The 25,473-nt window shown below is 44.5% G+C and carries 24 protein-coding genes; 14 read left to right on the top strand and 10 right to left on the bottom strand.

Translation table 11 applies throughout. The features are described 5' to 3' along the window. Positions 1 to 10: 10 nt before the first annotated feature. The 4 genes from VRU48_RS18295 to VRU48_RS18280 all read left to right on the top strand — a co-directional run bounded on the left by VRU48_RS18295 (position 11) and on the right by VRU48_RS18280 (position 3,874). A complete protein-coding gene (locus VRU48_RS18295; RefSeq protein ID WP_330109368.1) occupies positions 11 to 1,375 on the top strand; it encodes a peptidylprolyl isomerase in 1,365 nt (454 codons plus the stop codon). After that, a complete protein-coding gene (locus tag VRU48_RS18290) occupies positions 1,376 to 2,338 on the top strand; it encodes an AAA family ATPase (RefSeq protein ID WP_330109367.1) in 963 nt (320 codons plus the stop codon). Between the two features lie 25 nt (positions 2,339 to 2,363). Continuing rightward, entirely contained in the window at positions 2,364 to 3,068 is a 705-nt protein-coding gene (locus VRU48_RS18285; RefSeq protein ID WP_330109366.1) for a hypothetical protein, read from the top strand. Between the two features lie 407 nt (positions 3,069 to 3,475). Further along, positions 3,476 to 3,874 carry a DoxX family protein gene (locus VRU48_RS18280; RefSeq protein ID WP_330109365.1) on the top strand — a complete coding sequence of 133 codons (399 nt, stop codon included), beginning with the start codon at positions 3,476 to 3,478 and terminating at the stop codon, positions 3,872 to 3,874. A gap of 14 nt (positions 3,875 to 3,888) precedes the next feature. Here the strand turns inward: VRU48_RS18280 and VRU48_RS18275 are convergent, their stop codons facing one another. From VRU48_RS18275 to mutL, 9 genes are all read right to left on the bottom strand, one after another. Beyond that, entirely contained in the window at positions 3,889 to 4,410 is a 522-nt protein-coding gene (locus VRU48_RS18275; protein ID WP_330109364.1) for a hypothetical protein, read from the bottom strand. A gap of 15 nt (positions 4,411 to 4,425) precedes the next feature. Next, positions 4,426 to 5,313 carry a glycerophosphodiester phosphodiesterase family protein gene (locus VRU48_RS18270; protein ID WP_330109363.1) on the bottom strand — a complete coding sequence of 296 codons (888 nt, stop codon included), beginning with the start codon at positions 5,311 to 5,313 and terminating at the stop codon, positions 4,426 to 4,428. Positions 5,314 to 5,531: 218 nt separating this feature from the next. After that, positions 5,532 to 6,386, bottom strand: a complete 855-nt coding sequence (locus tag VRU48_RS18265) for a nuclear transport factor 2 family protein (RefSeq protein WP_330109362.1) — start codon at positions 6,384 to 6,386, stop codon at positions 5,532 to 5,534. Between the two features lie 75 nt (positions 6,387 to 6,461). After that, positions 6,462 to 7,448 carry a M28 family peptidase gene (locus tag VRU48_RS18260; RefSeq protein ID WP_330109361.1) on the bottom strand — a complete coding sequence of 329 codons (987 nt, stop codon included), beginning with the start codon at positions 7,446 to 7,448 and terminating at the stop codon, positions 6,462 to 6,464. A 134-nt stretch (positions 7,449 to 7,582) separates the two neighbouring features. Beyond that, positions 7,583 to 9,043, bottom strand: a complete 1,461-nt coding sequence (gene cysS / locus VRU48_RS18255) for a cysteine--tRNA ligase (protein WP_330109360.1) — start codon at positions 9,041 to 9,043, stop codon at positions 7,583 to 7,585. A 24-nt stretch (positions 9,044 to 9,067) separates the two neighbouring features. Continuing rightward, entirely contained in the window at positions 9,068 to 10,177 is a 1,110-nt protein-coding gene (locus tag VRU48_RS18250; RefSeq protein WP_330109359.1) for an endonuclease/exonuclease/phosphatase family protein, read from the bottom strand. Continuing rightward, on the bottom strand, positions 10,177 to 11,022 hold the full coding sequence (locus VRU48_RS18245; protein WP_330109358.1) for a rhomboid family intramembrane serine protease: 846 nt from the start codon (positions 11,020 to 11,022) through the stop codon (positions 10,177 to 10,179). The genes VRU48_RS18250 and VRU48_RS18245 overlap by 1 nt, the downstream gene beginning before the upstream one ends. After that, on the bottom strand, positions 11,015 to 11,707 hold the full coding sequence (locus tag VRU48_RS18240; protein WP_330109357.1) for a rhomboid family intramembrane serine protease: 693 nt from the start codon (positions 11,705 to 11,707) through the stop codon (positions 11,015 to 11,017). Before VRU48_RS18240 ends, VRU48_RS18245 begins: the two co-directional genes overlap by 8 nt. Positions 11,708 to 11,711: 4 nt before the next feature. Beyond that, entirely contained in the window at positions 11,712 to 13,559 is a 1,848-nt protein-coding gene (mutL, locus tag VRU48_RS18235; protein WP_330109356.1) for a DNA mismatch repair endonuclease MutL, read from the bottom strand. Positions 13,560 to 14,083: 524 nt separating this feature from the next. Here mutL and VRU48_RS18230 point away from each other — a divergent pair. The 4 genes from VRU48_RS18230 to VRU48_RS18215 all read left to right on the top strand — a co-directional run bounded on the left by VRU48_RS18230 (position 14,084) and on the right by VRU48_RS18215 (position 19,540). Next, on the top strand, positions 14,084 to 14,482 hold the full coding sequence (locus VRU48_RS18230) for a nuclease A inhibitor family protein (RefSeq protein WP_330109355.1): 399 nt from the start codon (positions 14,084 to 14,086) through the stop codon (positions 14,480 to 14,482). 18 nt (positions 14,483 to 14,500) lie between these two features. Then, positions 14,501 to 15,871 carry a DNA/RNA non-specific endonuclease gene (locus VRU48_RS18225; RefSeq protein WP_330109354.1) on the top strand — a complete coding sequence of 457 codons (1,371 nt, stop codon included), beginning with the start codon at positions 14,501 to 14,503 and terminating at the stop codon, positions 15,869 to 15,871. A gap of 236 nt (positions 15,872 to 16,107) precedes the next feature. After that, positions 16,108 to 17,736 (top strand): amidohydrolase, encoded by a 1,629-nt coding sequence (locus tag VRU48_RS18220; protein ID WP_330109353.1) that lies wholly within the window; start codon positions 16,108 to 16,110, stop codon positions 17,734 to 17,736. After that, positions 17,711 to 19,540, top strand: a complete 1,830-nt coding sequence (locus VRU48_RS18215) for a serine hydrolase domain-containing protein (RefSeq protein WP_330109352.1) — start codon at positions 17,711 to 17,713, stop codon at positions 19,538 to 19,540. The genes VRU48_RS18220 and VRU48_RS18215 overlap by 26 nt, the downstream gene beginning before the upstream one ends. A 113-nt stretch (positions 19,541 to 19,653) precedes the next feature. On the opposite strand, the gene VRU48_RS18210 is transcribed toward VRU48_RS18215, so the two are convergent. Next, positions 19,654 to 19,863 (bottom strand): hypothetical protein, encoded by a 210-nt coding sequence (locus VRU48_RS18210; RefSeq protein ID WP_330109351.1) that lies wholly within the window; start codon positions 19,861 to 19,863, stop codon positions 19,654 to 19,656. Positions 19,864 to 20,102: 239 nt separating this feature from the next. Here VRU48_RS18210 and VRU48_RS18205 point away from each other — a divergent pair, with 239 nt between their 5' ends. The 6 genes from VRU48_RS18205 to VRU48_RS18180 all read left to right on the top strand — a co-directional run bounded on the left by VRU48_RS18205 (position 20,103) and on the right by VRU48_RS18180 (position 25,467). Continuing rightward, complete coding sequence (locus VRU48_RS18205) at positions 20,103 to 20,492, top strand: helix-turn-helix domain-containing protein (protein WP_330109350.1); 390 nt, start codon at positions 20,103 to 20,105, stop codon at positions 20,490 to 20,492. 16 nt (positions 20,493 to 20,508) lie between these two features. Further along, positions 20,509 to 20,781 (top strand): helix-turn-helix domain-containing protein, encoded by a 273-nt coding sequence (locus VRU48_RS18200; RefSeq protein WP_330109349.1) that lies wholly within the window; start codon positions 20,509 to 20,511, stop codon positions 20,779 to 20,781. An 82-nt stretch (positions 20,782 to 20,863) separates the two neighbouring features. Next, complete coding sequence (locus tag VRU48_RS18195; RefSeq protein WP_330109348.1) at positions 20,864 to 22,987, top strand: TonB-dependent receptor; 2,124 nt, start codon at positions 20,864 to 20,866, stop codon at positions 22,985 to 22,987. Between the two features lie 29 nt (positions 22,988 to 23,016). Then, positions 23,017 to 23,652: a hypothetical protein gene (locus tag VRU48_RS18190; protein WP_330109347.1), complete on the top strand. Its 636-nt coding sequence runs from the start codon at positions 23,017 to 23,019 to the stop codon at positions 23,650 to 23,652. Positions 23,653 to 23,726: 74 nt separating this feature from the next. Then, entirely contained in the window at positions 23,727 to 24,731 is a 1,005-nt protein-coding gene (locus VRU48_RS18185) for a sensor histidine kinase (RefSeq protein WP_330109346.1), read from the top strand. After that, entirely contained in the window at positions 24,724 to 25,467 is a 744-nt protein-coding gene (locus VRU48_RS18180; RefSeq protein WP_330109345.1) for a LytR/AlgR family response regulator transcription factor, read from the top strand. Before VRU48_RS18185 ends, VRU48_RS18180 begins: the two co-directional genes overlap by 8 nt. Positions 25,468 to 25,473: the final 6 nt, after the last annotated feature.

The following is a 25,473-nucleotide window of genomic DNA, read 5'->3' as shown; positions in this document are numbered from 1 at the left end:
TACACCCATAATGAAGAGATTTCTAATCATCGCAGGCTTGCTAACTTGCCTGTTTATCAATGTACAAGCACAAAAAACAACCATAGATAAAGTAGTGGCGGTAGTAGGAAGCAACGTCATCCTCCTCTCCGACCTCAACCAGCAATATGCTATTTTCCTCAACCAAGGCAATCCGCCCGACACCAAGGTAAAATGCTATTTCCTGCAACAAATGCTGATCCAAAAACTGTTGAAACAACAGGCCGAGATCGACTCGATTATGGTTGACGACAGCCAGGTTGACGACGCTTTGGACAAACGCATGCGCTACCAGATCCAACGCATGGGCGGACAGGAGCGCTTGGAGCAGTTCTTGCAAAAATCGGTGCTTCAATACAAAGACGAAATGAGGCCAGAAGTAAAAGAAGGTCTTATTGCCGACAAAATGCAACAAAAAATTACCGAAAACACAACGGTAACGCCTTTAGAGGTTAAAAAATATTTCGAAAGCTACAAGAAAGACAGCTTGCCTGATATTGGCACGGAAGTAGAAGTTGGCGAGATTGTACTTTACCCCAAGCTTACCAAAGCCGAAAAACAAAAGTATTACGACAAGATAGAATCGTACAGGTTGCGTATCAAAAGTGGCGAAGACTTCGGCTTTTTGGCCAAAAGCTATTCTGAAGACCCAGGTTCTGCCTCAGAAGGTGGCGATATGGGCTTTATCGACAGAACGACCATGGTTAAAGAATTTACCGCTTGGGCATTTAAGCTTAAAGCTGGCGAAATGTCGCCGGTATTCGAAACCGAATATGGCTACCATATCCTGCAGGTAATTGAGCGCAGGGGCGAGCAAGCACACGTGAGGCACATTTTGATCAGGCCACAAACTACACCAGCCAGTTTGGACCGCGTTAAGCTCAAAGCCGATAGTATCTACAAAGACATTACCGATAAAAAACTGCCATTCTCTTCGGCAGCCTCACTTTATTCAGACAACAAAGAAACCCAATACAATGGCGGTATGATGCTTTTTGCCGATAACCAGACTGCCAGAACAACCTTCATTCCGGTAGAAAAACTCGACCCTTCGGTATTTGTGGTTATCGATACCATGAAAGTTGGCGAAGTTTCGAAACCTATAGCATTCAGCAGCCAACAAGATGGCAAAGAAGGCTATAAATTGTTCTTCTTAAAGTCTAAAACCCCGCCACACAAGGGCAACCTGGAACAGGATTACCCTAAGTTTAAAGAAAGGGCGCAACAAGACAAAAATTCGAAAGTAATGAGCGAGTGGTTTGAAAAACGCAGAGAAACTACTTATATTAGGATCGACGACGAGTTTTCTACTTGCGACGAGATGAAACTTTGGGTTAATAAAGACAAGAAACAATAGATGCAATTTAATAACGAGGTCGAAGCCGTAGATGCCCTGCACCAATCTTTCAAGAACATTAAGGCCGAAATTGGCAAAGTGGTTATTGGCCAAGACGAAATCGTAAAATCTGTACTTATCGCCATATTCAGCAACGGACACTGCCTTTTGGTAGGTGTACCCGGATTGGCCAAAACCTTATTGGTGCAGACCGTTGCCAGCGTTTTAGACCTCGATTTTAACCGCATCCAGTTTACGCCCGATCTCATGCCCAGCGATATTATCGGGGCAGAGATTTTAGGCGAAGACCGACACTTTAAATTCATTAAAGGCCCTATATTTTCGAATATCATTCTAGCCGACGAGATTAACCGTACACCTCCAAAAACGCAGGCTGCCTTATTGGAAGCCATGCAGGAAAAAGCGGTTACCGCAGCCGGCCATACCCATACGCTTCCACAGCCCTTCTTTGTACTGGCTACGCAAAACCCTATTGAGCAGGAAGGAACCTATCCCCTGCCCGAAGCGCAGCTAGACCGTTTCATGTTCAATATCCAGCTCAACTATCCTTCGTTTGCCGACGAGCTGACCATTGTAAAAAATACCACCAGCAACAGGGAAGTACAACTGAACAAAATTGTCAGCGCCAGCGAAATCCAGTATTTCCAAAAGCTGATCAGGAACATTCCGGTTACCGACAACGTATTGGAATATGCCGTAAAACTGGTGGCCAAAACCCGCCCGAATACTGAGTTTGCTTCGGCAGCGGTTAACAACTATATTTCTTGGGGCGCTGGCCCGAGGGCTTCGCAGTTTTTGATTTTGGGCGCCAAATGCCATGCCGCCATTTCGGGCAAATATGCGCCGGATATTGAAGATGTACAAGCGGTTGCCGAGCCTATTTTGCGCCATCGTATCGTACGTAACTACCGTGCCGAAGCCGAAGGATTATCAATAGAGCAACTCATTAAAGATTTGTTTTAACCGGATAGCTTTCTAAATTTGAGCTATGGAGCTCAAAAAAATCAAAATTCTTTCCAATTCTGCTTCACTTCTTCCAATTATCAGCTTACTGTTTCTACTTAGCTGTAGCCAGCAAAGTAAAAACATAAACAAAGAATTAAAAAACACCATCGAAATCGGTGATTATTCATTCGATTTTCCAGCTAATTTCAAACTGGTAAAAGAGCAGGGGGTCGATTCGTATGTTGGTCGGATAGAGGACAACAACAACCGCTTTGAGTTTGATTTTGGACTTTACACTAGTACCTTAACCGAAAGCCCGGAAGAATACCTTAAAGAGGGATATTGGCGTTTTGACCTGTCTGAAAGGTTTATGAAACCAAACATAACTTACGATAAAAACAATGAGCCTAAAGTTGAAGTGCTTTCCATCAGACAGGCAAATCGAAAAGACAGTCTAATCGGAAAAGGTTGTGATTATATCGCCCATTGCCAACATGAGAAAATTACTTTCGATTTTCCCATTTATTTACCGGCCGAAACCAAAGCATATTACTTTAAAACCGACACTATCGATGGTATTTATCAGAAAGTTGTCTATGCAAAAGACCCAAAAAAGGGAATTACTGGCATGTATCTCGCCAAACTTGGCAACAAGAGGGCTTTAAGTCTGGTGGCACATCATTTAAGCTGCAAGGAACAAGAAATGGTATTAAAAATTTTTTCTACAGCTAAATACCTTAAAAATTAAGCAATATGTTTCCTACCGATCAAGAATTTATACTGGTTTACGTGTTATATTTAGCTACCCTGGGCATCTTGCTTTTCTATTTAAAACATTCAAAGAAACGGAAATTCTTTATAGTCAACCTGATCATATACATTGCCTATGTTGTGCTTCTGGCTTTTATTTTTGCGGATGAAGAAAACTTCAAGTATGGAAACTCTCTCGCTATTTTATTTTATAGCGCCATGTTCCCCATTATTCATTTACTTGTTTTATTCTTAATCTATTTATTTTGGAAGCTTTCTTTGTTGTTAAAAAGTAGGCCAAAGAACCTGCCCTAATTCGCTAGGCCAAAATCACCAAGCTATTGGCGTTTTGCTAAATAAATCTATCTTTTGCTATCTTAAACAAGAGAACCCAATCAAATTGGCATGAAGAATAGCATTTTCATCCTCCATCTGGCAGTAGCCATTATTCTTTTATCGCATGCCTTGCCCGGCATGTTTGATGGAGGCATACACAGTTTCGGACAGGATTATTTGAACCAAATCGGCTTTGCGCCCGTGGGCATACCTTTGGCCTGGGCCATCAAATTATCACACGTGGTTTGTGCCGTCCTCTTATTGGCCAACAAATGGGTAAAACCGGCCGCATTGCTCACCATTTTTATACTTGTAATGGGCATTATACTCGTTCATTTTAAAGAGGGCTGGTTTGTGGTTGGCGGAGGCAGAAACGGCGTAGAATACAATTTTCTGCTCATCTGCGTATTGGTAGTCATCATGCTCAACAACAAGCCTAAAGCGACGACGATCCAATCGCGACTTTAGTTGCCGAGGCTAACTTATTGGTGATAATCGGTTGTGGTTACTTTGCCACCAAAAATGCTTTTTTGTCCCTGTGTTGCCTTAAACTTTTTCACGCCGCTGATAGCCTTGACCAAGGTTGGCAAAGCAGTGTTGTTAGCAAAAGGCTGAAACCCAAAAATAAGTCCGCCATCCTGACTGTACAGGTTAAGCGAGTTGATATTGGGTTTATTCATGGCCATTGAGGCAATACTGTTGATGTTGATCTGATGCAAAGGGCTTCCGTTTTTATTAATGATGAGGTTTTGCCCCTCAATGCTGACTTCGAGTTTAGGGTAAACCAGACGTGCAATAAAAAACACCGGCACTACAAATGCGATACCGACCGCAAGGCCTAAAGCTTTGGTCCCTCCAGACGATTCGCCCATTGAATTGACAAAGTTGACCACTTTACCAAAGCCTACCAGGCCAAACAACAAGCCAAAGGCCATTACTAAATAGACCAGAGCCGCAATGAGCCCCACTTTTCTATTAATTTGCCTGAATATGATCGGTTTCATCCTGGTTTTTTAAGGTTAATTGTTGCGGTTAAGCTGTCCCATTAAATTCGGATAGTCGGTTACAATGCCATCTACGCCCAAATTCATCAGGTATTCGATATCGGCTACCGAATTAACCGTCCATGGAATAATCTTCACGCCCGCGGCATGGCATTTATCGACCAGATTCTTACCCACCAACACCGAATACGGACTGTAAATGGTAGGATTAAAGCCCAGCTCCTTGATGTTGTTCTCAAAATCCTCCTTCTCGTCGATGCCCAACGAGGTGCGCATTTTCGGGTATTTCTGATGCAGGTATTTTAAGGAGCGCATATCGAACGATTGGATAATCACTCTTTTTTCGAGCTTTCTTTTCTTTACAATGTCCATGATGATGTCTACAAACTCCTCCGGACTTGGCTGAAATTCGCCATCTCCATTGCGGATCAGCTTGGTTTCGATGTTGTAATCGGGCTTAGGCAGTTTCTTCAGCTTGACGTAGTTTTCTACAGAATCGAGCAGTTCGCCCAACAGGGGTTTATAAGCGGCTATTTTCTGCTGACCGGGAAACCGTGGATGGATTTTGCTGCCGACATCAAATTTCTTTACTTCTTCGTAATTCATTTGATAGATATTGTATTTTTTCTGGTCTTTCAGGGTAATCGGCTTGCCATCTGGTGTTAGGCTAAACTCGAAGTTAAAATAGGGCTCTTGCGAAACAACGGCCTGTTTGTCTTTAGAAATGACGATCTCCATTTCGAGGGTAGTGGCACCCAACTCGAGGCCTTTGATCATTCCGGGGATGGTATTTTCGGGCATGATGCCACGCGCGCCACGGTGTCCCTGCACATCGAATTTTTTTTGCGCCAAAGCGGTTAACGAAATCGAGCAAACGATGAAGAGAAGTAGGTGTTTTTTCATGTCCATTTTCGAGCAATAATGAAGCCAGTTTTTAAGGCGAAGGGAAGGAAAAAGACTAAAGCCGAAAGACCAAAGAAAAGAAAAATTCTGGGGGCTTGACTACTTTATCAATTTGCTCTTCGCCATGGCCATTCTTACGTTTAAAACCCATTGTTACTAAACAAAAAAGGATCCCGGTATGGCCAGAATCCCTTAAGGTTTATATTTGGTTGGTTTGGTTAACGTTCGGCCAAAGTAAATATTTGGGTCATGATGTTCCAGTTGCCATCGCTTTGACGCTCCCAAATAAACAGGTAGTTAAAGCTTTCGCGCAAGTCGGTTTTGTAGTCGATGGTAGCTACGCCATAAGTGTAAGCCAAATCGCCACCCAATGCCTTATCGGCAGCGGTAGTTTTCAAGTTGATTTTATCTACCATACGGTTGTTGAAGGCTTGGATACTTTCTTTGCCGCTAATGGTTTCTGTACCCGGGAACAACAATTGCGCATCTTTATTCAAGAAACCTGCAAAAGCGCTAGGGCCGTAAGATTTCAAAGTGGTATTTAATGTTTTTTCTGTAGTTAAAATCACATCCCTGCCAGCTTTCAGTTCTTTTTCTGTCGCAAATTTTGGGGTAAAGTGGTCTTTAGGCTCTACAAAATTGGTAGCCGCCTTGTTCAAAGGCTTGTTGGTTTCGGCACCAAGGTCGAGGATCAATTCCCACTTTCCGTTTTTGGCTCTCCAAACCGAAAGGTAATGGCCATACGATTTTTGTTCGCCATTGATGACATAAGCGCCACTGGTAAAGCCCCAATCGCCGCTTCTCGATACGCGGGCGGTAGTTGGTGTCCAGCTCAACGATTTCATGTCGGCTGTTGTAGCATAGAATTTTTTGGCATTGATAGGGTTTGGTCTAAATACCAAGGCATCGGCTGCCGTATATTTTAGAAAAGCTGCATTTGCGCCTTCTTTAGCCGCATCTTCGGCAAATGCTTTTTCGGCATTAACCAAAGATTTTGTTGTTCCATCTGATTTTTGTGCATAAGCACCTACGCTCAAAGTGGCCAGTAAAGCGGTGTAAATGATTTTCTTCATGATTTATTTAATATGGTAGCGCGAATATAAGATTTGGGCGTAAACACCGGCCAAAAAGTATTCCACAATTACACATTAACTAACGGGCTGCTCGCGATAGATGGTTTCGAGCATGGTTTGCCCCACCGCTTTCAAGGTGTTCTTATCGATGTTGTTCAGGTTGTCGAGCTGCGTATGCCAGTTCATGTAAAAACCCGCCGCATCCGAATAATGGATTACATCAATACAAGGAATACCCGCTTGGTTTACCCAAAAGTGATCGTCGATCAAATTGCCTGAAGGCACATTGACGAAATAAGCCGAATAGCCGATTTCATTGCCGATATCCCATACTTTCTTCACAATTTGTGGCGCATATTTTCTCGAAACCTCGTCTTGCGTAAATTGGGCATTGCTGCCGCCTACCATGTCTAAATTTATGGCATAAAGTGGTTTATAGCCTTTCACAGGCTGGTTTTTAACCCAATATTGCGAACCTAGGCACCAAGTAGTTTCGTTTACCGATTCGTCATTGGCCTTGCCATAATCTTCAATATCCCATAAAATGAAATCGACACCTACATTGGGCTGTTTTTGTTGCAACTGGCGAGCCATTTCTAGCATGACAGCTACGCCACTGGCTCCGTCGTTAGCGGCATCGAAAGGCTTATCGTGCATATTGGCATCAGGGTCTTGGTCTGAAAATGGACGGGCATCCCAGTGCGCGGTAATCAATACGCGTTGCTTTTTCTCTGGATAGAAAGCCGCAATGATATTTTTCAGCTGGTGGCTCTTGCCATCGTAGGTTTTGGTAGCACCTTCTTGCACAAACACTTGTCCGCCAAAAGATTTGAACTGCTTCACCAAATAGGCAGCACAATCGGCGTGGGCTTTGGTAGAAGGAATGCGGGGACCAAAATCAACCTGTGCCTTGGTGTAGGCAAAAGCGCTGTCGGCATTAAAATCTGGCGATAGAAGCTTCACTTCCTGTGCAGGCTGGTCGCTTGTTGAACTTGGCTTGTTGTTGTTGCAGGCCGATAACACAGCAAGTGCAATCAGGGCTAGCGGTAAATATTTTTTCATTGTATTATAGTTCTTTTTATAAAAGGTGAAAGACCAAAACTTAAGGACTAAAGACCAAAACTTAAAGACTAAAGACCAAAGACTATGGACTTACGGACTGTGGACTATTGCACCATACACCATCAATCTCTCAACTAAACCTTGCTCCAGGTGGTTCCTTCTTTGCTGTCTTTTAACTGGATGCCTATTTTTTGCAAGCCTACCCTGATCATATCAGAAGTGGCGTAGTCTTTATTTTCTTTGGCTTCTTTGCGCAAGTTAATTACCATATCCAGCACCTCGTTAAACTCGCCGTTGCTGGTGTCTTCGTCTTTTAGCCCAAAAATATCGTTTACAAAATCGTTCATCAGCTTCTTCAGGGCTTCGAGTTCGGTGGCCGAAATCTTGGCACTGCCATCGTAAACCGTATTGATGATGCGAACGGCTTCAAAAAGCTCGGCTATAACCACCGGACTGTTGAAATCGTCGTTCATGGCATTGATACAGTTGACGCGGATCGGCTCGATAGCTACGTCGCTTTGCTCGCTGGCGATCAGCTTTGGCAAAAGGACGATGGCATTCATCATGCGTTTAAAGCCTTTTTCTGAAGCATCCAATGCATCATTTGAAAAATCCAAGGTACTGCGGTAGTGTGCCTGCAACATAAAAAACTTCACCGTCATTGGGCTGTAGCCTTTTTTAAGCAAGGGATGGTCGCCCGTAAACAGCTCTCCCGGCAAAAAGCCATTACCTGCCGATTTAGACATCCTGGTACCGTTGACCGTTAGCATATTGGTATGCATCCAATATTTGGCTGGCTGGTGGTGGCTGCAGGCTTCTGACTGGGCAATTTCGTTGGTATGGTGCGTAGCGGCCAAATCCATGCCTCCACCATGGATATCGAACTCGCTGCCCAGGTACTTGGCGCTCATAGCCGAGCACTCGATGTGCCAACCCGGAAAGCCCATGCCCCACGGCGATGCCCACTGCATCAGGGTTTCGGGCTTGGCCTTGATCCACAAAGCAAAATCCAATCGTCCGTGCTTGTCGCCCTGACCGTCCAGTTCTCTGGTATTGGCCAACAGGTCGTCGAGGTTGCGATTGGTCAGAATGGTATAGTTGTATTTTTTGCTGTACTTTTCTACATCGAAATAAATGGTACCATCTACCTCGTAAGCGTAGCCATTGTCTATAATGACCTTGATCATTTCAATCTGCTCAATGATATGCCCTGTTGCCGTAGGCTCGATGCTTGGCGGCAAGGTATTGAACATGCGCAACACGTCGTGGAAACCCAGGGTATATTTCTGTACAATTTCCATCGGCTCGAGCTGTTCGAGCTTGGCGCGTTTTGCAAATTTATCATCGCCCTCGTCCCTATCGCCTTCCAAGTGGCCGGCATCGGTAATGTTCCTTACATAGCGAACCTTGTAGCCGCTGTATTTCAGGTACCTGAAAATAAGGTCGAAAGAGATAAAAGTCCTACAATTGCCCAAATGCACATCGTTGTAAACGGTTGGTCCGCACACGTACATGCCCACATGTGGCGCATTTAGCGGTTCGAATACTTCTTTTTTTCGCGAAAGGGTATTGTATAACTGGAGATCTTGTATCATGCTGCAAATGTAAATAAAAACCGATTAAGGCTTGCTTTTTAAACGCAGGTCGCTGCGAACAGGAAAATGGTCTGACAATTTTGCTTCAACAATATGGTAATTAACCACTTCAAAGTCTTTGGTGGTGGCAATATAATCGATTTGAAAGTTGGGAAATTTGCCGTTATAGGTACGCCCCAGGCCTCTTCCTTGTTTGATGAAAGCATTGTTGAGCGAATCGGTCATTTGGGTTACGGCATAAGAGGCGGGCGTATCGTTAAAATCGCCGGCAATAATGTAGGGAACCGTACAGGTGCGCATGTGGGCTTTCATCAGGCTTACCTGCTCGCTGCGTTTTTTGAATGCGCTCCGCAACATGCGTACAATACGTTTGGAAGGATCCATTTGCGGATCCATTTCCTTTACTTTTTCCAAATAGGTATAATCTTCTTTTTCGAAAGAAATCGATTGGAGGTGTATGTTGTAAATCCTGATGGTTTGTCCGTTCACATCCAGGTCGAGGTAAATGCTCTCGTTGCCCGCATTTGGTTCGAAAACAACTTTGCCCTTGTTTTTGATGGGATATTTGGAAAAGATGGCCAATCCGATAGCCTCCGATTGGCTTTTCATGGTGGGCTGAAAGTAATAGTGCTCGGTGTTGAGCATTTTCATCAGGCTATCCACCGTATCGTAAGGCCCTTTGAAGCGGGTATAAAATTCCTGAAAGCAAACGATATCCGGATTTTGGTTTTTCACCACATCGAACATCTTCGCTTTTACGCCTTCCGTAATCTCTTCGCCGTAAGGCTTAAAATTGTGCACGTTGTAGGTCATTATCCGCACCAGTCCCGCTTCTTCTTTTTGGTTGGCGCCTACTTTGCCAAACAAGCCAAAGGTAGCAATGAGCGTATGCCAGCCACTGCAAATAATCACTACTGTAACCATGCTCAATATCCAGCGCCTGCGGAGTACCCACCATACGAGCATCACCACATTGCCCAGCAAAAAGAAAGGATAGGCCAATCCGAAAAAAGCCAGCACGATATGTTGCCTCGGATCGCTCTTGCCAGCCAAAATGCCACAGACCAGACCTATGATCAACACGGCGCCGATCAATAGCAACAACTTATCGAGAAAGGTAAATTTCTTCTTCATTAATTTTTGCTTGCCTTGAACAACGTTTCTTTTTCTTCTTTGCTCAATTTATCGTAACCGCTTTTCGAAATCTTATCCAAAATGGCATCGATTTCGTGTTGGTTGATAGCATTTGTATTTTTCTTTACATTTTCGTTCCGAACTACTTTCAGCTTTGGCCTGCGTTTAAAAACCGAGCTCATATCGTAGCCGTTTTGCAACAACTTGATATAAACAAAGCCAAATAAAGCGCCACCCAAATGGGCCAAGCTACCGCCTGCGTTACCATCGGCTGTACCGATCAGGTCTAAAATGATGTAGGCCAGCAACAGGTATTTCATTTTGATATTGCCGACAAACAGCAAACGGATTTCGTAATTGGGCACCAAAGTAGCCAAAGCGGTCATGACCGCCATTACACAGGCCGATGCGCCCACAAGCGGAATGCCGACAAATTCTTTAAAGGCCGGGATGAGGTTAAAAATGAGGGCGAAAAAGATAGCCCCAACAATGCCTCCGCCCAAATAAATGACATGGAATTGCCTAGGCTTGATAAAATCGAGCAACAACTGGCCCATCCAATACAGCCACAGCATATTGAACAGGATGTGAAAGAAACCTGCATGAAAAAACTGATAGGTAATGAGGGTATAAAAACGGCTCAGCCAAAGTTCGGGGTTCGATGGAAAGGCCATGTATTGGTATACAAGCCCATCTACAAAGCCTCTTTGCCCCATTAAAAAACAAACTACGCCAGCTAGGCCAACCACGACAAAAATAAGCACGTTGAGCCCAATATAGGCCATAGCAGGGCTACCCGACCTCAAAAACTTCAGCTTTAAATCGTACCAAATATTGTTATTCATAGTAGTCGTAAAAGGTATTTTTGTTTTTCCAAAGCTTTACCAGGATATAGCCAATCAGGGCACCACCCAAATGGGCAAAGTGCGCTACCGAATCGCCTTTAAACTGACTGAAGCCCAAAAACAATTCTATAACGATATAAATCGGAATAATATATTTGGCCTTAACCGGAACGGGAATAAACATGATATATAATTCAATATTTGGATAAAGCATACCAAAAGCAATCAATAAGCCAAAAATAGCCCCAGATGCACCTAGCATAGGTGTTGAATAGATATCCCTGAATTTTGTAGCCGCTGCCAAATCGGTAATATTCAGTCCGTAAAGATTATTGATCGGACTACCTGTAATCTGGTAAACCTCAAAGGCCTGTACCGCCCATTGCAGCGCCAAAGCACCCAAGCCTGTAATCAAATAAAAATTAATGAACCGTTTGCCGCCCCAGTGCGCTTCTAAAATACTGCCGAATGAGTAGAGTGCAAACATATTGAAGAAGATATGCGTCAAACCGCCATGCATAAACATATAGGTAATAGGTTGCCAAATCCTAAAGAATGGAGAATTAAAATAAAAAACAGACAGATTTTCAACCATAAATTCCCGCTGAAACCATGTGGCCGCGAAGAAAATGATATTGATAATTAACAGGTTTTTAACTACCGGAGGAATATTTAAGTTATTCATAAAATTACTTTTCAAATTTTTGGATCAGCTCGGCCAAGGTGATGGTTTGGATTACCGGCTTGCCGCCAATGCTAAAGTTAGGAGTTTTACAGGCAAAAAGTTCTTCAATCAGTGCATTCATTTCCTGTTGGCTCAACACCGTACCGCTTTTAATGGCGCTGTTGCGGGCCATGCTCCTGGCCAAGGCATCGCGCTTGTCTAATTTAAGTTCTTGCTGCGAATTTTTAAAGCCTTCTATCAGGTGTTCGAACAGTTCGGTTTCGTTGATGTTGCTGCTGCCCAAATCGACCGGAATGCCCTCGATAACCAGGGTATTTTTACCAAACTCGCGCACTTCAAAACCCAGGCTCTTGATATCATCGAGCAGGCCTTTGGCCAATTCGTAATCGTTGGCGCTCAAAGTTACCGTTTGCGGAAACAGGCTTTGTTGCGAAGCACCCTTGCGATCTTCCAGGTGCAGCAAAAACCTTTCGTACAAAATACGTTCGTGTGCGGCCTGCTGGTCGATAAGCATAATACCCGACTTGATCTGTGAAACAATATAACGGTTATGGATCTGCATGAATTGTTTCTGCACAGGCTCAAATTGTTCGTCGCGCTGCGAGCTGCCCAGATCGATGCTCGCCTGCTCAGGTTGCTGATGCTGCACCACCTCGTACAACGAACCCCAGTTTTTGGCGCTTGGCGCATGCTGCACTGGGCTTCTCGAGGCAAAACTGCCCGAACTGGCCGGCTTGCTTTGCGCAAAAGGATTAAATTCGGGGTTAAAAGAAATGCTTGGAGGCACAATATCTTCGGGTGCTATGGGGCTGATCATGTTGCTGAAGCCCGTTTCCTGATCAAAATCGATGGTTGGACTGATATTGAACTTGCCCAGCGACCTTTTTACTGCCGAATGGATAATGGCATAGATGGATTTCTCGTCTACATACTTGATCTCGGTTTTGGTAGGATGCACGTTCACATCAATTTTTGCCGGATCGATATCAATGAAAAGCACATACAAAGGAAAGTTGTCGTCGGGCAACAGTTCTTCGTAGGCCCGGTTAATGGCATGGTTCAAATAACCATCTTTAATGAAGCGTTCGTTTACAAAAAAGAACTGCTCACCCCTTGTTTTTTTGGCAAATTGAGGCTTGCCGATAAAGCCTTTGAGATTAATGATGGTGGTTTCTTCCTCTACCGGAATTAAACGCTCGTTGTAGTTATTGCCCAGCAAATGCACAATGCGCTGTTTCATGCCCGAAGCCGGCAAACGGTAAATTTCCTGTCCGTCGTGGTGCAAACTAAAGGCAATATGTGGCCTGGCCAGCGCAACCCGCTGAAATTCGTCGATGATATGGCGCATCTCGGCCGGATTGCTCTTTAAAAAGTTTCTTCGTGCCGGAATGTTATAAAACAGGTTTTTAACGGCAATGCTGGTTCCGTTGGGGCAACCGGTTGGCTCCTGCTTGATGAAATTGGAGCCTTCGATCTGAATGAAGGTGCCCACTTCGTCTTCGTGGCGCTTGGTTTTCATTTCTACCTGTGCAATGGCCGCAATAGAAGCCATCGCTTCGCCCCTAAAACCCATGGTACGAATAGCGAACAAATCTTCGGCCTTGCGCACTTTCGAAGTGGCATGACGCTCAAAACAGAGGCGTGCATCGCTAATGCTCATGCCGCAGCCGTTGTCTATCACTTGGATCAGGGCCTTGCCTGCATCTTTTACAATCAGTTGTATCTTGTCTGCCCCCGCATCTATGGCATTCTCTAAAAGCTCTTTTACCGCCGAAGCCGGTCGCTGTACCACCTCACCTGCCGCAATCTGGTTGGCAACACTATCGGGTAAAAGTTGAATAATATCAGACATCTATAATGGTTGTGTAAAGGTGCTAATTTAGCGAAAATAAGCCTTATCCTTAAGCCTGTTTTCACAATACTGATACTAAATGACTTAACTGTGTGGTTCTATGGCCCATTTGTCCAACGGTTCATTAGTTCATTGGTTCATTGGCTCATTAGTTCATTGGCTGATTGGTTCATTGGCTGGTTGGGTTATTAGTTGACGGCCCATAGTTGCCTAGTGCTTGAGTGCATGACCAATGCACCAACTCAAACCAAATATCGATTGCCAACCTAACTTTTGTTGCTAGGGACATTCTCGCCTTAACAAGGCAAATAAAAATTAACCTTTGGTTTACATTCGTTAAACAAGGGCAAGTCTTGATTTTCGCACTTCGTCAGCAACATTTTCCTTATCATTTTCATGAAAAAGCACATTACAAACCAAATATTTATTTGACTCCAAGAACCCTTAAGTTAGCTGATTATTAACTTATTGTTATTAATTTTCGTTTAACTATTTATGCTGTTCGAATCTATCATCTTTGTGACATGGAGCAAATGCAAGTCTTAACAGAACTTTCGAAACTTACCGAAAACCTGTTGTATTTCAGTGAATCTGAAAGCCCCTATACCATAACCGTTTGGACCGACGTGCAACCCCATCAGCTTGCCGAGCAAATAGCAGCCAGTCAACCGACAAATGCCCAGCTTAAACCCGTCGATTTTCATTTGTTTTTCGAGCAATTGGTTAACCGGGTCGACCCATCAGATTCAGTCCTCATCGAAAATGCCAAAAGAACTAGCCGCTTAAAAGATTTTCTGCAAACCAACCTCAGTCAATTGCAGGTATTCAGAGCAGAAGGAAGCAGCGCCATTCCGATTTTCATTGCCGGATTTTTGCCAAACCAAAGCTGCGTTTTGCTTCAAACCAAAGCTATCGAAACGTAAACAACCAAAAAAATCGATATGAAAAACTTTAGAAAATTTAGTTTTCTGGCCTTATTGGGTATTGCCTTGGCCACTTCTTGTAAAAAAGAGGAAACAGTAGTACCAACACCGGCCCAAGAATCTCTTGCCCAACCCAAATTGGCAACCACCAGTGCGGTAGCCAACGCGGTGGCCACCGGATTTCCGGAAAACTTCGAATCGGCCACCAAAGGCAGCTATACTGCCGGCACCGTAGCATTGAGCAGCGGCAATTGGAACCTTGACGATGCCTTGATCGGAAACCTCGCTACTGATGCCAAAAACGGCTCGCAATCGGTAAGGATCAGAAATACCGGTACCCTTACCATGCTTTTCAATGTAAGCGACGCCACACAGGTAACTATGGCACATGCCAAATTCGGCTCTGACGCCAACAGTACCTGGCAACTATGGTATTCGACCGATAACGGCAGCACTTGGCAACAAACCGGCAGTACCGTAACCACCAGCTCCACCACTTTGCAAACGGCCACCTTTGCTATTAGCGTTACTGGACAGATCCGTTTTCAGGTTAGAAAAATAAGCGGTGGTACAGCAAGGATAAACATCGACGATTTTAGCATAGAAACCGGCACCACTACACCTCCTACTGCTGGCGACGATAGCAACCTATTGCTAGGCAATCCAAGTGATGCATTGGCCAACGCCACTTCTTCGCCAAACAATTACCTGATGCAAAACACATACTACACTTCGTCTTACAGCAGAGACAGGGGCACCCCAAATTGGGTTTCGTGGCACATCAGCGCTAGCGACTTGGGTTCAACGCCTCGCCAAGACGATTTCCGTGCAGACAACACCTTGCCAACTGCTTGGTACCATGTGCAAAACAGCAGCTACAGCGGCAGCGGTTTCGATCGTGGGCACAACTGTCCTTCGGCCGATAGGACATCATCTGTAGCCGCCAATTCATCAACATTCTTGATGACCAATATGATTCCCCAGGCACCCAACAACAACCAACAAACCTGGGCCAACTTAGAAGATTATACCCGTTCGTTGGTTAATGCCGGAAATGAGGTTTATGTAATCTGCGGTTCTTACGGTACAGGGGGCACCGGCAGCAATGGCGGCGTAACCAACACCATCAACAACGGCAATGTAACCGTGCCTTCAAACGTATGGAAAGTTATTGTAGTATTGCCAAACGGTTCGAACGATTTAAGCCGCATCAATGCTTCTACCCGCGTAATAGCCGTAAACACACCAAACGTGAATAGCATTAATTCGAATTGGAAAAACTACCGTACTTCGGTTGATGCCATAGAAGCTGCAACTGGCTACAATTTGCTTTCTAGCTTGTCTACCTCATTGCAGGCAACCTTAGAATCTGTGGTAGACAACCAATAAGCTACCCAACCAAAAATACCCAAAAAGGACGCCTTGCCGCGTCCTTTTTGCTTTTGCCCCCTACCCGGCCTCATACACCGAAATCGAGAGCGAATCGAAAACTCGACAGCTTTTTATATCTTTAAAGCATGAAACCGTCGTGGTGCAAGAAGGGAGGAGAGATCAAACAAACCAGAAAGATGGCTAAAAACACCTCCCTAACGGCCTCATGACCTTTTAAAAAACTAAACACACAAATGAAAAAGATTTTATCCTTATTCCTTTTATTGGCTGTTTTTTGCAGCTGCAGCAAGCCAAGGGCAGATTTGGTGGTTTACAACGCCAAGATCTATACGGTTAACGACAAGTTTGATGTAGTAGAGGCCATGGCCATCAAAGACGGCAAGATTTTAAGCCTCGGCAAAAGCGCGGCCATTCGTGGCCAATACGAAGCCAAAGAAGAACTTGACGCGCAAGGCAAAGCCATTTACCCTGGTTTTATCGATGCCCATGCCCACTTTTTCGGCTACGGACAAAGCCTGCAAACGGCCGATTTACGAAACACCAATAGCTGGGATGAGGTTTTAGACAGGCTGAGCGAATTTGCCAAAACGCATCCCGATGGCTGGCTTACCGGTCGTGGCTGGGACCAAAACGACTGGCCCGACAAGCAGTTTCCAACCCGGGAAAAACTAGACAAGCTTTTCCCGAACAGACCCGTGCTATTGGAACGGATAGATGGCCATGCGGCTATTGCCAACGATATCGCATTGAGCGAGGCGGGCATCACCAAATCGTTTACCTTAACCGGTGGCGATATTGTTGAAAAAGACGGCAAGTTAACCGGTTTGCTCATCGACAATGCGGTTGAACTCGTAGCCAGCAAAGTACCTTCGCCAGATGCAATTCAAGCCAAAAAAATGTTGTTGGATGCACAAAAAAACTGCTTCGCCGTAGGCCTCACCACCATAGACGATTGCGGATTGGACTATGATGCCGTTGAGTTTATTGAAAAACTGCAGGCCGACAAAAGCCTGAAAATGCGTTTGTATGTAATGCTCGCCGATGCCGAAAAAAACTTCGAATACCTGTTTAAACGGGGCGCTATAAAAACCGATCGACTAAATGTACGTGCCTTTAAAGTTTATGCCGATGGCGCATTAGGTTCGAGGGGCGCCTGCCTATTGCATCCTTATACCGATATGCCCAAAAAATCGGGATTTTTGCTGAGCGACATCAAACACTTTCAGGAAGTAGCCCAAAAAATAAACCAGCATAACTTTCAGATGTGCACCCATGCCATTGGCGATTCGGCCAACCGCAGCATCCTAAAAATCTACAATGAGGTGCTTAAAGGCAAAAACGATAAGCGCTGGCGCATTGAGCATGCCCAAGTAGTAGCCCCAAGCGATTTTGACCTCTTCGGCAAAACCAACGTGATACCCTCGGTACAACCTACCCATGCCACTTCAGATATGTACTGGGCAGCCGACCGTTTAGGCCACGAAAGAATAAAAGGTGCCTATGCCTACAAACAATTGATGGCCCAAAATGGTTGGATACCATTGGGCACCGACTTCCCGGTTGAACAGATTAACCCGATGCTTACCTTTTATGCGGCAACGATCAGAAAAGACAGCAAAGATTATCCAAGCGGAGGATTCCAGATGGAAAATGCCCTTACACCCGAAGAAGCTTTGCGAGGCATGACCATTTGGGCCGCCAAAGCCAATTTTGAAGAAAAAGAAAAAGGAAGCCTGGAAGTGGGCAAGCTCGCCGATTTTGTACTGATGGACCAGGACATCATGAAAGCTGCGCCACACCAGATTTTAGACAACAAAGTATTAAAGACCTACCTGAATGGAGAAAAAGTATATGAGAAATAACCTGGCTGGCGTAATTGCCATCTGCCTAGCTACCGTTTTTACGTTAAGTGCATGCGCCCAAGACCACAAACAGAACGAAAACAGACTTAAAAACATCAATGCCATTGCCAAAAGCGATGTACTTTTAAACAACCAGCAAGGATTTATTCCCATCACCAAATTGGCCGAAAAGAAATTCGTTTCGGTAAATCTCGGCTTCGTTTACCAAGCGCCATTCGACAGCCTGCTTAACAAATATGCCGATGTAAAATCGCTTAATGCCGAAAAATACAAAGACTCTGTTACCCTAAACGACCTGGAAGACGATCTTAAATATTTTAGCACGGTAATTATTGGCTTAACCGATCAAATGGCCGGCAATGGTCGCTACCTTAATTTCATTAGCAATGTGGCCAAGCACAAAGAGCTGGTATTGGTACTGTTTGGCGATGGCAAAAACCTATCGGCATTCGATAACCTGAGCTCGCCAATTGTATGGAGCCCGCAGCAAAGTGCCGAAGCCGCCATGATTGCTCCACAGGTAATTTTTGGAGGTATAGCCGCCGAACAAACCTTGACCAAAAGCTATTCTGGCAAATACACGCAAGGCTCGGGCTTTAAAACCGCGGTTACCCGCTTAAAGTATACCGTACCCGAAGATGCTGGCGTAAACACCGAAAATCTCAAAGAAATAGACAAGATTGCTGCCGAAGCCATCGCTGGCAAGGCAACGCCAGGCTTGGTGGTACTGGTAGCCAAAGACGGAAAGGTGATATACAACAAAGCCTACGGTTTTCATACCTATGCCAATACCATGCCTGATAAGGTAACCGATATATTCGATTTGGCTTCGGTAACCAAAACCACCGCCACTACGCCAAGCGTCATGCGTTTGGTAGAGGAAAACAAACTAAAGCTCGACACCAATATTGGCTATTACATTCCGAAAGCGCGCAATACGCCGATGGAAAACATCAATGTGCGCGAAGTGATGCTGCACCAGGCCGGTTTCATTCCCTACATCCCTTTTCAGAATTTTGTTAAAGAAGGCGATTACAGCCGCGACTCTTCGGCGGCCTACCCTACCAAAGTGGCCGATAACTATTACATCAAAAAGGGATTTTTTAGCGATTTCATGTGGCCAAAGATGCTCAACTCGCCCATTAAAACCCGTGGTTCTTATGTATACAGCGACATCAGCATGTACGTAATGAAGGATATTGTAGAACACATTACCGAAGAACCTTTGGACAAATACGCGCTCGACAACTTTTACACGCCATTGGGCATGCACACAGCCGGGTTTTTACCTAGAAACCGTTTCAGCAAAGACCAGATTGTACCTACCGAAGACGACAAGGTGTTTAGAAAGACGCTTTTAGAAGGCTACGTGCACGATCAGGGCGCGGCTTTGGCAGGTGGCGTTTCTGGCCATGCCGGTTTATTTGCCAATGCCAACGATTTGGCCATCTTTTACCAGCTATTGCTCAATAAAGGAACTTACGGAGGCGAGCAATACTTTAAGCCCCAAACCGTCGAAACCTTTACCAGCAAACAGTCTAACGTAAGCCGCAGGGGTTTGGGTTTTGACCGTTGGGACCCGGATTTGAGCAAGAAATATCCATCAGAATTGGCCTCTTCGCAAACTTTTGGACATACGGGCTATACCGGAATCGGGGTTTGGGTAGACCCGTCGAGAGGATTGGTTTACATCTTTTTGTCTAACCGCGTAAATCCGCAGGTTTCTGACAACCTCTTGAAAATGAACATCCGCCCACGCATTCAAGATGCCATCAACAAGGCCATCGACAAAGGAAACAATTGATTGAGGCTAAATACAACAAAACGTTTTTGAAATATAAAGGGAGCATTACCGCTCCCTTTATTCATTTATAACCGACCTTAGAGATTGCCTCAAGCTTAGAACCATCCTGTTATTTAGGTTGGGATGATCTGGCCGCAGCTTCCGGTTACAGAACCAGAATAGTCAGCATAGAGGGCTCGACATTCTGCATCTGCTGTAGCAGGATTACAATTAGGCCTAGGCCAACTTTGTATTTCGTATGGCGTTGTACAGAACAGGCGCATGATACTTCCGCCAACAATTTTTTTCATCTCAGCTTTGCCGAGCAAATTCATTTTTTTCATCGTTAAAGTTGTTTTAGTTTGGGCAAACCTCTTTTCGCCAGGTTTACTTAAGCGTGATTAATATTCGCGAGGCTCGTGTTTTTTGTACGAAGCCCTTATCTCTTAGCTAAATTTACAAGTACTTGTTCCCAAAGCGAAAAAATAACGGAATAACTTTATTACCATAAAGAATGAATTCATCCCCCCGTTTTCGGCTAGCAGGTTGTCAATATTGATAACACCTGATCAAACCGAACCAAATGAATACCATCAAGAGCGGCATTATGCGGAGGTACAGAGATGAGAAACGCTATTCTCAAGCCTTTGTAGCCAATAAACTGGGCATTACCCAAAGCGCCTATCAAAAAATAGAAACCGGCGACGTAAAAATTACTTTAGACCGATTGGCCCAGATCGCCACCGTTTTGGAGAAAAAAATAGAAGATTTTATAGGTTGTGCTGAAAAAAGCAGCCCTCCAAAAGATGCCACCGTACAGCACCATAAACAGTATAATTTTATGGAGAAAATAATTCTTCAACAAGCAAAGTGGATAGAAGAACTTGAACTGAAGTTAAAAACAAAAGATAACGAAATCGAAGATTTGAAACGTCGATTGGCTTTTGCAAAGCTCCAACAGTCTTCTACCTAAACCTATTTCTATTTTTATGCCATTAGAATCAAAACGACCAAAGATCAATGAGCTAAAAATCATCCGACATGCTACATTACTAAGTGCCAACGAAATGAAGGCATTTAAAACACACAAAATAAACAGTTTTAGAACCGAAAAGAAGTATAGTCAGGCTTTTATGGCCTATAAATTGGGGCTAAGTCTGGGCAGTTACCAGAAACTTGAAAATGGAGAAACCAAAATCTCCTTATTTCAGCTGGTACAGATAGCCATTATCTTAGAAAGACTGCCACAAGATTTTTTATAGCCTAGCGGCAACTCGTCGCTAAAAAGCTACCATTCGTCGGAAATCGCTGTGCAAAAAGCCTTTCCAGTGCCAAATTTGAGGCATGAAATCGCAACAGCTTTACTTTTTGCTCAGCTTCTTGTCTATTTCTCTATTGACACTTGGCAACTCGGCAGCCCAGGTTATGATTAAGGGAAATATTACAACGGTTACTCATCAAGCCATTCCCTTTGCCTCTATTGGCATCAAGGGCAGCTACGATGGCACCACGGCCGACAGCACGGGTAAATTTCATTTCACCACCAGCGAAAAAGGGCTTAAAACCCTATTGGTTAAGGCAATGGGTTATGAAACCGATAGCCTAATTATCGATTTAAACAAGCCTGTTGACGCCCTGCATTTCCGCCTAACGGAAAAATCAAATTCGCTGAATACCGTTACCATTGGGATAGGGAGCTTTGTTTCGGGCATTCAGGGAAAGGGGATTTCGTTAAGCGCACTGGATATTGCCACCACGCCGGGCATGGCGGCCGATATCTTTGGGGCCATGCAAACCCTGCCAGGCGCACAAATGGCTTTTGGCGAAAGTGGCCTGCTGGTTCGCGGAGGCTCTACCGCAGAAACCAAAACTTTTATCGACGGCATGCTCATGAAAAACCCGATCAATGCCAATGTGCAGGGGCTTTCGTCCCGGGCCCGTTTATCGGCCTTCAACTTTAGAAGCACCGATTTTTCTACAAGCGGCTATGCTACACAGTTTGGGCAGGCGCTATCTTCTGTTTTATCGCTCCAAACCAACAACATTCCCGAAAAAACAAGTACTACGCTCCGCCTGCTTTCGGTAGGTGTTGAGGCCCAGCAAAACATCAATTTAAAAAACAGCGGACTGGTTTTAACAGGCAGCTACTATAACCTCAAACCAAATTATACTTACTTAAATCCCTCGCAAATAGATTGGATCAAGCCACCGGCAACGGCAGCTATAGGTGCGCAATTTATGCACCGCATCGGCGAAACCGGCATGTTCAAATACTATATGGATTACAGCGATTCGAAGCTTGGGCTAAACCGCCTCAGCCCAAACAGCATCAATGATTTTGCGGTGGTCCACAATAAAAATTCTTACCTCAACACCACCTATCAAGATGCACTATCGCCGTTGTGGAAACTGGAAACCGGCATTGCCTACAGCTATACCAAAGATTATATCCAAATAATGGCCGGAAATGTAGAACGGTTGGACAAATTGCTGCAATTGCGTGCTGTGGCAACACACTATATCGGCAAACTATCTTCCATCCGTTTTGGGGCCGAAACATTCTATACCGATCGGGGGGAATCGCTAAACGAGTTATCGCGAAGCTATAACGACCAATTGTCGGCCTCTTTTGCAGAAACAGATTTATACTTGAGCCGAAAATTGGTCGTTCGGGCCGGACTAAGGGGCGAATATTCCTCCTATCTCGCCAAATCCAACCTCTCTCCAAGAATTTCGTGCACCTATAAATTGAACAGCTTCACGCAAACGGGCCTCAGTTATGGCCGTTATTTTCAATCGCCAGCCGACGAATATTTGTTGCGTTCAAAACTAGATTTCCAAACCGCCGATAGCTACGTAGGAAATTTCGAGTACAAAAAATCGGGCTATAACTTAAGGGTCGAAGCCTATTATAAAGCCTACGGCCAACTAATCAAAACAACGGATGGCTTATTGAGCAACAATGGAGATGGCTATGCACAAGGGTTTGACCTGTTTTGGCGGGATAAGGAAAGCATCAAGGGTGCCGAATATCGCATTGGCTACTCTTTTCTCGACACCAAAAGAAACTACCTAGACTACCCTACACTGGCCACACCGGGCTTTGCCTCTAAACACACCTTTAACATCTTTTACCGAAAATACTTTGCCGACATCAAGACCCAGCTTAACGCAGGCTATGTTTTTGCCACCGGAAGAACCTATTACAACCCGAATAATCCGCGTTTTTTGACAGATAAAAGTCCAAATTATCACGACATCAGCGTCAACGCAAACTACATCACCACCTTGTTTAAGCAACTGGCGGTAGTTTACGTCAATGTGGGCAATGTTTTGGGGCTTCGGCAGATATACGGCTACAACTATGCGGCCGACGGAGCTGTTCGTACGCCCATTACACCCTCAACCAAAAGAAACATCATCCTGGGCCTGATCATCACCATAGGCGACAATACCTTTTACAATTAACCTATCCATTCACCAAAAATCAAATCACAATGAAAAACTTGATCATTTTAATCAGCTTAGCGGCATTTACAACCCTAGCCAAAGCCCAAAACACGCCTTATGTTAAGGCCATGCAAAATGCGATTGCCTCGTTGAACAAAGCACAGGAAAAAAGCGATTTTGTTACCCAAGCTGCCACTTTTAGCAGAATTGCCGATGCCGAGCCTACTGCTTGGTTGCCTTTGTATTATGCTTCTTATGCCAATTTGGTAGCTGGTTTGAGCGAAACCAATGCCAAAGAGAAGGATGCCTTTTTTGACCTTGCGCTTCAATTGCTGGACAAAGCCGAAAAAATAACCGACAACAACGACGAAGTTTATGCCTTGCGTGGCTATGTGCAGTACATGAAAGTATCCATAGATCCCATGAACCGCCTTAATTTTGTGGGCGCCTCGAAAGCAGCATTAGAAAAAGCACAGGCGCTTAATCCAGAAAACCCACGCATTTACCTCATCAAAGGACAGAATACATTTTATACACCAGAAAACTTTGGAGGCGGCAAAGCCGTTGCCAAACCCATTTTAGAAAAGGCCAAACAAAAATTTGAGGCATTTAAACCTGCAAGCGATTTATCGCCGAATTGGGGCAAGGCAAGAACCGAACAATTATTAGCTCAATATCTTTAAAAAATTCGCCAATTTGCAATATGTTAACCTGGTGCAGAAAAAGCTGGCTTCGAGCCAATATCAAATATGGCCTTATGGGGCTTATACTTGGGCTATTGGTCTATTTTGCACAATCGGCCATAGCCAATGCCTTAAAACCGGTCGAATACCTGATTGCCAGCCTCACCTTTAGCACCAGCATTTCGCTTACCATTGCCAACATGGTCCATTTTGCCACTTCTACCAAGATCTTGCGCAACTGGGAAAACGTATGGCGCAATTTTACGATCTATTACCTCATCAGTTTTGCAGGCATGATCATGGCCGTTGAACTGACCTATTTGGTGCTGGGCTATTTTTACCACTGGGAAAGCCAGTTTCCGCACACCAAAGACTACCTCTTCGATTCGATTTTGGTATTGGTAGTCTGTACGCTCATTTATGTAGACATTTACCGGAAAGCCCTTCAGGCCAACAAACTGAACCAAAAAGAGCTCGAACTGCATAAAATGAACGAGTTGAGGTCGAATGCCGAACTGGAGGCCCTGCAGGCGAAAATCAATCCGCATTTTTTATACAATGCCTTAAATTCTATTGCGGGCCTCATTAAAGACAATCCCGACCAGGCCGAAGAAATGACCATCAAGCTCTCTAAACTTTTCCGCTACAGCATTAACCAGAGCCAAGAAAACCTGGTGAGCATTAGGGAGGAAGCCGAATTGCTTAGCCTCTACCTGGAAATAGAAAAGATACGTTTTGGAAACAGGGTTACCTTTGAGGTCAATATCGGCGACGGGCTATATGCCACCAAAATCCCCCGGTTTTTGATACAGCCTTTGGTAGAGAATGCCTTGAAACACGGCCTCAAATACAACGCCACAAACGGCAGCTTAAAGGTCAATATTTTTGCCGAGGCCTCTGATTTGGTTATTCAGGTGGCCGATAATGGGCAAGCTTTTGCCACCGATTTAGTGTTGGGCTATGGCCTGCAAAGCACTTTCGATAAAGTCCAACTGCTCTATGGAGCCAATGGCAAAGTGGAGCTCATCAACAATCCCGAAAAAATGGTTCAGATCAAAATACCTTTAGCCCATGCTTAAAACCCTAATCATAGACGACGAACCCCTGGCCAGAAGCCGACTGCGCAGATTGCTGGCTGCTTATACCGATGTCATCGTCATTATTGGCGAAGCGGCCAACGGCGAAGAAGGAGCCGAACTCATCAATCTCTTAAAACCTGATGTTATTTTTCTTGATATAGAAATGCCCATGCTCAATGGCTTTGAGATGCTCGGCAAATTGGAGTTCCACCCCATCGTTATTTTTGCTACGGCTTATGATCAGTATGCCATCAGGGCTTTCGAAGAAAACTCCATCGACTATTTGTTAAAGCCCATTGAAGCAGATCGATTGGCAAAAACCATTCAGAAACTGCAAAAAAACGTCATCAAAAACAACTTCGAGGCCATTAGGCAACTTGCCCTGAACGAACCAGCCAAAAAAGCGACTACCCTGAGCCTGCAAATTGGCGAGCGCTTTGTGCTGATCAAAATCGCCGATATCAATTATGTGGAAGCCGATGACAAATATGTTTTCATTTATACCAAAGACGACAAAAAGTACATCACCGATTTTACGTTAAAAACGCTGGAAGAAAAACTGGGCGAAGGTTTTATGCGCATACACCGGAGCATCATCATCAACAACAATCAAGTTGTCGAAATCAGGCGAAGCTTTAATGGTGTTTTTGTGTTCATCATGAAGGGAATACAGGAAATCAGGCTCAAATCGAGCCGTTCTTATGCCAACGAAATCAGAAGGGTTTTTGAAATTTAAATTGAT

This window comes from Pedobacter albus (genome assembly GCF_036324255.1).
In the GTDB taxonomy this organism is placed as follows: domain Bacteria; phylum Bacteroidota; class Bacteroidia; order Sphingobacteriales; family Sphingobacteriaceae; genus Pedobacter; species Pedobacter albus.
This window is presented reverse-complemented; position numbering and strand designations above follow the sequence as displayed.